Raw genomic sequence first — 9,240 nt, forward strand, 5'->3', positions numbered from 1 at the left:
AGTCAGAGACCGGGAAGAAACTGCTTGACCATGGTCAGCAGCTCGCTCGGGCTGTAGGGCTTGGCGAGGTAGCTCGAGGCGCCAGCCTGCATCGCCTTCTCGCGATCACCGCTCAGCGCGTACGAGGTGATGACGATGATCGGGATGTGCTGCGTCGGCTCTTCGGTGGTCAGCAGCTTCGTGGCATCCAGGCCGGACATCTTGGGCAGTTGCACATCCATCAGGATGAGGTCGGGCAGGTGCTGCTGCGCGAGCGCGACACCGGTCTCGCCATCGGCCGCTTCGAGCAGCTTGCAGGCCGAACGGCTGAGCAGTTGCCGCACGATCTTGCGGTTGTACTCGTTGTCCTCGACATAGAGAATCGTGTGCTCGCTCATTCGCTCCCCTCGCCCGCGCGCAACGGCACGGAAAACATGAATGTGGAGCCCTGCCCCAGTTTGCTCTCGACCCAGATGCGGCCGCCGAGCCGCTCCACGAACTTCTTCGAGATGCTGAGCCCCAGACCCGTTCCGCCGAACTCTCGCGTGATCGTCGTGTCGACCTGGCGGAACTCCGTGAAGATGTTGTCGAGCTCCTGCTGCGCAATGCCGATGCCAGTGTCGGCGACCCGGTAGATGAGTTCGCTGCCGCACAGCTCGACCGCAATGTCGACCCGGCCCTGCCGTGTGAACTTCAAGGCATTGCCGGCAAGATTGGTCAGGCACTGCGTCAGGCGGCCGCTGTCGCCGTACGCCACTGGCAGGTCGTCCGGCACATGCGCCGTGAACTCCAGGCCTTTCTCGGCCGCGATGGAGCGCAGCGAGGTCCGGACCGTGTTGACGACGTCGCCGACGGAATACTCGCCGAGCGCCAGCTCCATGCGCCCCGCCTCGATCTTCGAGAGGTCTAGCACGTCGTTGATGAGCCGCAGCAGATTGCGGCCGTTCACCTGGATATCCGTGAGCGGCTCCTTGAGCTCCTCGGGCACGGTGCCGTAGATCCCGTCGATCATCATTTCGCTGAACCCCAGGATCGCGTTCATCGGCGTGCGCAGCTCGTGGCTCATGTTGGCCAGGAACTCCGACTTGGCTTTGCTCGCGCGCGACAACTGCTCATTCAGGTCCACGAGCTTCGCGGCCGCTTGCCGCTGTGATTCGTCGAAACGATGCAGTTGCAGGCTCATGTGGTTCATCCGGTCGGCGAGCGCCCCGAATTCGTCACGGTTGGGAACCGAGATTTTGCGCCCGAAGTTTCCCGCCGCGACATCGCCGAGGAAAACTTGCGCCTCGCGCACCGGCAGGATGAAGGACCACGAAATCACGAAACCGCACAGCCATGCCAGCAGCACCGCGCTCACGGCGAAGACGGAGGTGAGGATCAGCGACCGCCGGTTGGCGGCGCCGACGCTCTCCCGCAGCCGCGCCATGCGATCCTGCTCGACATCGACGAGCTGGCCCATGCGCAGCGCGATCTGCTCGTCGAGCTTTTCTTCGCGCCTGAGCAGTTCGGTCGTGATGGTGTCGAGCTTGCCGTCGCGGATGGCGTTGGCGATGTCGGCCACCACGCCCATGGCGTCGTCCTGCGAGGCGCGAACCTGGTCGATCAGGCCCTTCTGCCCGGCCGCGGCGGCGGTCTCCAGCTTGGCCAGCGTTTCGTTGAAGCGGTTGTTCTCGCGCAGGATGCGCTCGATGGCCGCCTCGTCCTTCGACAACAGCGCCAGTGCGGTGAAGTGCATCTGCCGGTCCAGCGCATGCTGGCTCTGCTGGGCCCAACTGACCCGCTCGTGCGCCTCATCGAGCAGTCGGCTCTGCGCCGTGGTGTTCACGAGGATCAGCAGGCTGGCAACCGCCATCGCGATGAACAGCAGCGTGATGATGAGAAACGCGAACAGCAGCTTGGTGTGGACCGAGGCGCGAACACCCGCCACCCCGTGCACGAGTCCGGCGAAAGGTGAGCGCTTCAACACCTGCGTTACAAGCTGTTCGAGTTTGATGGCCAGGCTCCCCATGGGCCAGGGAGAGTGCTCCCGCACCACTCGCCATTGGCGTTGCAGCCTTGTGGAACCCCCACGAAGCCGCTACATTTTTTGTCCCGGGAGAACGACGATGAGAACCCCACCACGCATCCTCATCGTCGACGACAACGCGACCAACGTCAAGATTCTGCAGGCCCGGCTGGCCAGCGAGGGTTACGAGGTGGTCTCGGCAGCCGACGGCGAAGAGGGACTTTCCGCCGCCCGGCAACTCACTCCGGACCTGATCCTGCTCGACGTGATGATGCCCAAGATCGGCGGCGTCGAGGTGTGCCGGCGCCTGCGCGCCGACCCCGACTTCCCCTTCACGCCCATCATCATGGTGACGGCGATGGCCGACCTGAAGGACGTCATCGCGGGGCTCGAAGCGGGCGCGGACGAATACCTGACAAAGCCGGTGGATCACGCCGCGCTGGCCGCGCGCGTGCGTTCGATGCTTCGCATCAAGGGCCTGCACGACCGCGTCGAATCGCTGGTGGACGAGATGAAGCATTGGAATGCATCGCTCGAACGCCGCGTCGCGACACAGGTGTCCGAACTCGAACGGGTCGGCCGGTTGCGGCGCTTCTTCTCGCCGCAACTCGCCGAGCTGATCGTCAGCGGCGGTGCGGAAGACCCGCTGCAGAGCCATCGTCGCGAGATCACCGTGGTGTTCCTCGACCTGCGCGGCTTCACCGCCTTTGCCGAACGCTCCGAGCCCGAGGAAGTGATGGGCGTGCTGCGCCAGTACCACGCCGCGACCGGTGAACTGATCCTCGCGCACGAAGGAACGCTGGAGCACTTCACCGGGGACGGGATGATGATCTTCTTCAACGACCCGATCCCCATCCCCGACGCCGCCGAGCGCGCCGTGCGAATGTCGCTCGCGATCCGCGAACGCATCGGATCGATCGCCGAGAGCTGGGTGCGGCGCGGCTACTCGCTGGGACTCGGCATCGGCATCGCGCAAGGCTTCGCCACCATCGGCGCGATCGGCTTCGATGGGCGCTGGGACTACGGGGCGATCGGCACGGTCACCAACCTGGCGGCGCGACTGTGCGGCGAAGCGGCAAGCAGTCAGATCCTGATTTCACGCCCTGTCTATGCGCAACTGGAGGCCATGCTCGACGTGGAGCCTCCGCAGGCGCTCACACTGAAGGGGTTTCAGCGCCCCATCGACTGCTTCAGCGTGCGAGGTATAAGCGGTACTGCGCTGAAAGCCGCCCGCTAGCGCTGCACGAACTGAATCAGGATCCGGCTCACTTCCTCCGGCTGTTCCTGCTGCACCCAATGCCCGGCGCCGCCGACGATGTGCACGCCGGTCATCTGCGTGCAGGCACTGGCCTGCATCGCCTCGAAGTCGCCGGGCTTCTGGTAGATGCCCCAGTCGCTCCTGCCGGCGATGAAGCACGAGGGCACGTCGATCGTTCGACCCGACCAGGTCTGCAGCTCCGCCGTGTACTGTCCGCCGGTCCCGCAGCGATACCACTGCAGGCCGCCCTGGAAGCCGGTGTGAGCGTACTCGGCGGCGTACACCGCCAGCTCGTCCTCGGGCAGCCAGCGGCAGGCTGCGATCTGCTCCGGGGTCGGCATATCGGCGGCCACGGTTTCGGCCATGGTCTTGTCGGCTTCCATCACGTAGTAGGCGGGAAGCTGCCCGAGTTCATCGGCCGTGAGCGACTGCAGGCGAAACGGCTTGTTGGCCGGCCAGTCCGCGCTCTTGCAGTGGTAGTAGGCGCGCAGGAAAGCGTGAAGGCCCTGTGGCGCGTGGCGCATGTGACCATCGGCTTCACGCGTCGAGTAATACCACTGGTAGTGCTTGCGCGGCGGCGACAGCTCGCCCAGGTCCTTCAACAGCGTGGCGATGACGCCGAGGCCCGAGGCGGCGGGCGCGGAATCGGCCGCGCCGAAAGGAATGGGAGGCACGCCGCCGAACGGTGCGCTCATCAGCACGACCGAGCGGAACACGTCGGGCCGCACCAGCGCGCACCATGCGGCCACCGGCGAGCCGAAGTCATGGCCAACGACCGCGGCCACGGTGCGATGGCCCAGTGCAGCGATCAGTCCGAGTGCATCGCGCACGAGGTTCAGCATTCGAAACTCGTCGAGATCGGCGTCGAATCCCTCGCGCCATCCGGTGGTACGCCCGTAGCCGCGCTGATCGGGCGCGACCACGTGGTAACCGGCCGCCGCGAGCGGCAGCATCACCTTGCGCCAGCTATAGGCCAGTTCCGGGAATCCGTGCAGCAACAGCAGGCATGGCCTGTCGGGTGTCTCGAAGCCGGCTTCCAGCATGTGCATCGACAGGCCGTTGCTGTTGTCGACGAATCGCGACCGGATGCCCGGAGGCAGAGGCAGGGGATCGAGTGCGGGATCCGTATTCATGACGTCCTCCTGGAATGCCGGCCGGTGCGGCAGTGTGGCAGCGTGTCAGTGCTGGCGGGCGTTCGCCATGGCCTTGCCCACTTCGTTGGAGCCCTGTGCCGCCCCACTCTGAGGCACGATCTCGCCACTGCGGTCGGTCACTTCGGCAAGCCGCTGCGCGAGTTGCTCCGGTGCATCGGCGTCGAGGCCGATCCACGCGCCCTGGGTCAGCGTGATGTGCGCCGCCTCGAAGGTGCCGGCGCCAGCGCAAAGGATGGCGCGATTGGGTGCGTCCTGCGCGGCCAGCACCAGCATCGCCGGCACGACGGCCTCTGGCTTGAGGGCGTTGAGCACTTCCTCGGACATCAGGTCCTCGGTCATGCGGGTGGCGGCCGTGGGCGCCAGGCAGTTCACGCGGATGTCGTTCTTCGCGCCCTCTATGCTCAGCGTCTGCATGAGACCCACCAGCGCGAGCTTGGCGGCGCCGTAGTTGCTCTGCCCGAAGTTGCCGTAAAGGCCGGACGACGAAGTCGTCATCACGATGCGGCCGTATTTCTGTTCGTTCATGATCGGCCAGACGGCCTTGGTGCAATGCACCGCGCCCATCAGATGGACATCCATCACGAGGCGGAAATCGGCAACATCCATCTTCGCAAAGCTCTTGTCGCGCAGGATGCCGGCGTTGTTGACGAGGATGTCGACGCGGCCCCAGGCGTCGACTGCCTGTCGCACCATCGCCTGCACGGCCTCGAAGTCGGTGACCGAGGCGCCATTGGCGATCGCCTCGCCGCCCGCGGCCTTGATCTCGTCGACCACCGCCTGCGCTGCGCTGACGGAACCGCCGGAACCGTCACGCGCGCCCCCGAGATCGTTGACCAGAACTTTGGCGCCGCGCGCCGCGAGCGCCAGGGCATGCTGACGGCCCAGTCCGTTGCCCGCGCCGGTGACGATGGCCACGCGGCCCTTGAAATCGAGATTGCTCATGCCGGAATGCTTTCGTTGGAGTCGTTGACGCGACGCGTTTTACCCCAAACGGACGGCCTCCCCCGTCGCAGCCGTGACCTAGTTCGTTCTACTGAGCTTTTCGCAGTAGTCCAGAAGGAGGTCAATTTCGGCGGACTTGTCGAAAAAGGCATCGGCGCCCATCGCCTTGGAGCGCGCACGCATATCCGGCGTCGCGTAGTTGCTGAGCACCACGACCTTCTGATGGGCCGATCTCTTCCGGCAAGCGTCCACCACGCCGAGGCCATTGCCCTGGTCCAGGAACAGGTCGACGATCGCCACGTCCCAACTATCCCGGTGGTTCCGCAACCACGACACGGCTTCGGCTTCGCCACTGGCGTGAGCGATCACCGTCGCATCCGCAATGTCTTCGAGAAAGCCGACGAGGTTGTCCCGGATCACCGGGTTGTCTTCGACCAGGTAGGTCTTGAAAGTCATTTTGAGGACAGGGCAAATCAGAGTTGACAGATGTTTTTCGTCTCTGATGCCCATCATCCCTGTCCCTCATGACACCACGGTGGGTCATAGCGGCCAATGCAGGTAGGCATGCACCTACCGAGTGCACACCGGTCAGAGCGCGGCGCGGGCTTGCGGCGTCTCGGCCCAGTGGTTCTTGAAGCCGAGGCGCGCCGGAGACACGTACTGTTCGCGGTAGATCTCGAAAGGCATGGTGTCGCTGGCCTCGATGCGCTCCTGGGCCTCGATCGAGGCTTGCGTCATGTGTTCGAACTGCGCTTGCTTCTCGGCCGGGAACGGCAGCGCGACCAGGGTTTCGCGTGTCCGCTCGGACTGGGCACGAACGAAGCCGACGAAGGAGTTGCCGTGCGCTTTCATGGCCTCCAGCACGCGTGCCGACGGCAGGACGGCCGGGTCGGCGAGCGCGGCGCGGGCGGCCTGCACGGCCTCGGCGTGCTTCGTTCCGCCGTGGGCCGCATCCAGCGCCCCGGCGATGGCAACGAATTCCTCGAGTAGTTCCGCCCCCCAATCGGTGAGCGCCACTTGACGGCCGTCGCGCAGCAATTGCAGGCCCGGTTCGCGTCCGCGCGCAGCCGTGACGTTCTGGTTGTGCGCCAGGTTGGCGATCTCCTCGCGCGTGTCGGGCGGGCTGTCCGTCAGCAGGCAGTGCAGCAGGAAGACATCGAGGAAACGCATGGTCTGTGCGTTGATGCCGACAGGCTCGAAGGGATCGAGGTCCATCAGCCGCACTTCGACGTATTCGACCCCGCGCTCGCGCAGCGCGTGCAGCGGTCGCTCGCCGGGGTAGATCACGCGCTTGGGGCGGATGGTGCCGTAGAACTCGTTCTCGATCTGCAGCAGGCTGGTGGCGAGCTGGTTGTAGTCGCCGCCGAGACTGCGGATGCCGATCGCCTCGTAGGCGGGCCACGGCCGCGTGAGTGCATCCTGGAGCGACGCGCCATAGCCGTCGAGGCTGTTGTAGCTCACGGCCAGCGATGCCTGCGCCTCGCTCTGGTAGCCCAGTCGACCCATGCGCAGCGAGGTGCCGTTGGGCATGTGCATGCTGCCCTCGCCCAGCGGCTGCAACTCGTGCGGCCGGCCGTCGACGAAGGTCGAACACAGCGCGGGCGATGCGCCGAAGAGGTAGAGCAACAGGAAGGCGTGCCTGCGAAAGTTGCGGATCAGCCCGAAATATTGCTCACTCGACACCTCCGGCAGCGACCAGTTGTAGTGAATGCCCGAAATGGTCTGCATGCGCCGCCCGTAGCGGTGGCTCAGGCCCATGCGGTAGACGCTCTTGGCGCGACCAACGTTGGATGAGCCGTAGCGCCCGATGGGGATGGTCTCATCGGTCGGCAGGCCGCACGGCATGCTCGATACCCAGAGCCGCTCGTCGCCGGCTTCGTCCAGCACGCGGTAGGTGAACTGGTGCACGCGCACCAGTTCTTCGAGCGCGGTCTCCACGTCGGCATGGGCGCCGGTGATGAGTTCGAGCTGCGACTCGCTGAAATCGGTGGTGATGTGCGGGTGCGTGAGCGCCGAACCCAGGGCCACGGGATGCGGCGTCAACGCCAGCTTGCCATCCGGTTGGGCACGGAGGCTCTCCTTCTCGATCCCGCGCCGGACTCCCCTCAGCCGTACGGGCGAGAGCGCGTCGAGGCGCTCCTTCAGTTGGGTCATGTTGATATGGCCTGTCATTTTCGTGGGGCTGGACGGTAGCACGACAAGAAAGATGTTGCTCGCCCCCAGGCTTGCTCACTTCGTGTAGCCGCCACCCCCTGCCGGGGGCAACACCAGCGGCCCGGCGGAGCCGGTTCCGCGGTGTTTCACCAGCGGGCCTGGCTGCGCCGGCGATGGGGAACGGGCTCAGGCGAGGACGCGTAGCAGGAAAGCGTTGAGATCGGCGATTTCTTCCATGCAGACGGAGTGCTCCATGGGGTATTCATGCCATTCGACGTCGTAGCCGAGGGCCTTGAGAGCGTCGCGGCCGTAGGTGGCGCGGGCGATGGGGATAACGCCGTCGCGCTGGCCGTGGACCTGGAAGATGGGGGTGGACTGGTTGGCGGGGCTTCGCTCCGTCGCGATCGTCTCTGCCAGCGGGAGGTAGCCCGAGAGGCCGACGATGCCTGCCAGGCGTTCGGGGTGGCGCAGGCCGGTCATGAAGGACATGGCGCAGCCCTGGGAGAAGCCAGCGATGACGATGCGTCCGGCCGGGATGCCGCGTCCCTTTTCCTTCGCGAGCAGGGCCTCGATCGCGGCCTGTGAGCTGCGCAGGCCGGTTTCGTCCTCGGGTTGGCCGGGGCCCAGGATGTCATACCAGGCCGGCATGCGGTAGCCGCCGTTGATGGTGACGGGCATCACCGGCGCATTGGGGAACACGAATCGAACCGGGCCGACGGCCGAGAGGTCGAGTTCGTTGGCGATGGGCACGAAGTCATTGCCGTCGGCGCCCAGGCCGTGCATGAGGAGGACGGTCGCCGTGGGGTTCGGGCCGGTTTCGATTTCGATGGGAGGAAGTGACATGGCTCCGAAGTTACCGCAGAACGGATGGCAAATCCCGTCAGGACGGCAGGTTGGCTGACTCGGCCTGCGATCGAGGGGCTCTAGGATTGCCGTCCACTCCAAGGAGTCCACATTGAGCACCTCCCACGACACGGAGACCGCCGGCGCCCTGCTCGTCCGACCCAAGTTCGGCGGTGCGGCTTTGGTGTGCGGCGAATGCCAGAAGCGCAGCAACGGGCCTTCGAAGCTGAAGGCCAAGGAAGTCCGCAAGCTGTTGAAGAAGGAACTGCACAACCTGCCGGTTCGCCTGCGCATCGTGCAGTGCAGTTGCCTGGGCCTCTGCCCCAGGAAAGCGCTGGCTGTCTCCGCCGTGGCTGACGGGCAGGTGCTGGCGGCGGAGCTTCGTTCAGAAGACGAGGCGCGTGCGGCCGCCGCCGCATTCGCACGGGCTTTCTCCTAGCCGCGTCGCTTTACCGGGGCATCGCTCCTGCTACCAGCTCATGCGCACGCCGAGCGAGCCTTGCACCGACGACTTCAGCTGCACGTCGCCACCGGCATCGAAGAGCCGCCCGATTTCGCCGTACATCGTGACGACGGGGGTCAGCGCCAGCGTCATGCCGGCCGCGACTTCGGTCGAGGTGTAGCCCGTCGCACTCGCGATGTGCGTGCTCGCCGCCGGCCCCACGAAAGTGGCGATGTCCGAACCGGAACTCGCGTGGTAGACATTGAACCGGCCATAGGGCTGCAGGCGCCCCGCACGGGTGGCGATGTCGCCCTTGATGCGCAGGCCCAATCGGCCGATCCACCCGCCGTCAGCGTCCTGCTGCACGCGCGCGCCGCTGATCAGCACGTCGTCGAAGCTGCTGCGCTGGTAGGCGAGCTGCGCCTGCGGCTCGATGGTCCAGCCCTCGGCCAGAGCGAAAGGC

The 9,240-nt window shown here is 65.7% G+C and carries 10 protein-coding genes; 2 read left to right on the top strand and 8 right to left on the bottom strand.

Features of this window, described 5'->3' with window-relative positions; translation table 11 throughout:
• Window positions 1-2 precede the first annotated feature (2 nt).
• Together QTI24_RS30345 and QTI24_RS30350 are read right to left on the bottom strand one after the other, a co-directional pair.
• Window positions 3-377: a response regulator gene (locus QTI24_RS30345; RefSeq protein ID WP_286605554.1), complete on the bottom strand. Its 375-nt coding sequence runs from the start codon at window positions 375-377 to the stop codon at window positions 3-5.
• Window positions 374-1,987, bottom strand: coding sequence for a sensor histidine kinase (locus tag QTI24_RS30350; RefSeq protein ID WP_286605556.1), 1,614 nt, complete (start codon window positions 1,985-1,987; stop codon window positions 374-376). The genes QTI24_RS30345 and QTI24_RS30350 overlap by 4 nt, the downstream gene beginning before the upstream one ends.
• A gap of 97 nt (window positions 1,988-2,084) precedes the next feature.
• Here QTI24_RS30350 and QTI24_RS30355 point away from each other — a divergent pair, with 97 nt between their 5' ends.
• Window positions 2,085-3,221, top strand: coding sequence for an adenylate/guanylate cyclase domain-containing protein (locus QTI24_RS30355; RefSeq protein ID WP_286605557.1), 1,137 nt, complete (start codon window positions 2,085-2,087; stop codon window positions 3,219-3,221).
• Here QTI24_RS30355 and QTI24_RS30360 read toward each other — a convergent pair.
• The 5 genes from QTI24_RS30360 to QTI24_RS30380 all read right to left on the bottom strand — a co-directional run bounded on the left by QTI24_RS30360 (window position 3,218) and on the right by QTI24_RS30380 (window position 8,335).
• Window positions 3,218-4,375: an alpha/beta hydrolase gene (locus QTI24_RS30360; protein ID WP_286605558.1), complete on the bottom strand. Its 1,158-nt coding sequence runs from the start codon at window positions 4,373-4,375 to the stop codon at window positions 3,218-3,220. The genes QTI24_RS30355 and QTI24_RS30360 overlap by 4 nt on opposite strands.
• Before the next feature lie 45 nt (window positions 4,376-4,420).
• Window positions 4,421-5,338: an SDR family oxidoreductase gene (locus tag QTI24_RS30365; protein WP_286605559.1), complete on the bottom strand. Its 918-nt coding sequence runs from the start codon at window positions 5,336-5,338 to the stop codon at window positions 4,421-4,423.
• 78 nt (window positions 5,339-5,416) lie between these two features.
• Window positions 5,417-5,794, bottom strand: a complete 378-nt coding sequence (locus QTI24_RS30370; protein WP_286605560.1) for a response regulator — start codon at window positions 5,792-5,794, stop codon at window positions 5,417-5,419.
• Window positions 5,795-5,926: 132 nt separating this feature from the next.
• Window positions 5,927-7,492, bottom strand: a complete 1,566-nt coding sequence (gene gshA, locus QTI24_RS30375; protein WP_286605561.1) for a glutamate--cysteine ligase — start codon at window positions 7,490-7,492, stop codon at window positions 5,927-5,929.
• 186 nt (window positions 7,493-7,678) lie between these two features.
• Window positions 7,679-8,335: an alpha/beta hydrolase gene (locus QTI24_RS30380; RefSeq protein WP_286605563.1), complete on the bottom strand. Its 657-nt coding sequence runs from the start codon at window positions 8,333-8,335 to the stop codon at window positions 7,679-7,681.
• A gap of 112 nt (window positions 8,336-8,447) precedes the next feature.
• Between QTI24_RS30380 and QTI24_RS30385 the strand changes: the two genes are divergently transcribed.
• Window positions 8,448-8,774, top strand: a complete 327-nt coding sequence (locus QTI24_RS30385) for a hypothetical protein (RefSeq protein WP_286605565.1) — start codon at window positions 8,448-8,450, stop codon at window positions 8,772-8,774.
• A 30-nt stretch (window positions 8,775-8,804) separates the two neighbouring features.
• On the opposite strand, the gene QTI24_RS30390 is transcribed toward QTI24_RS30385, so the two are convergent.
• On the bottom strand, window positions 8,805-9,240 hold a 436-nt coding region (locus tag QTI24_RS30390), incomplete at its 5' end, for an autotransporter domain-containing protein (protein WP_286605566.1).

The sequence above is a fragment of the Variovorax sp. J22P240 genome, assembly GCF_030316855.1.
Taxonomy (GTDB): Bacteria; Pseudomonadota; Gammaproteobacteria; order Burkholderiales; family Burkholderiaceae_C; genus Variovorax.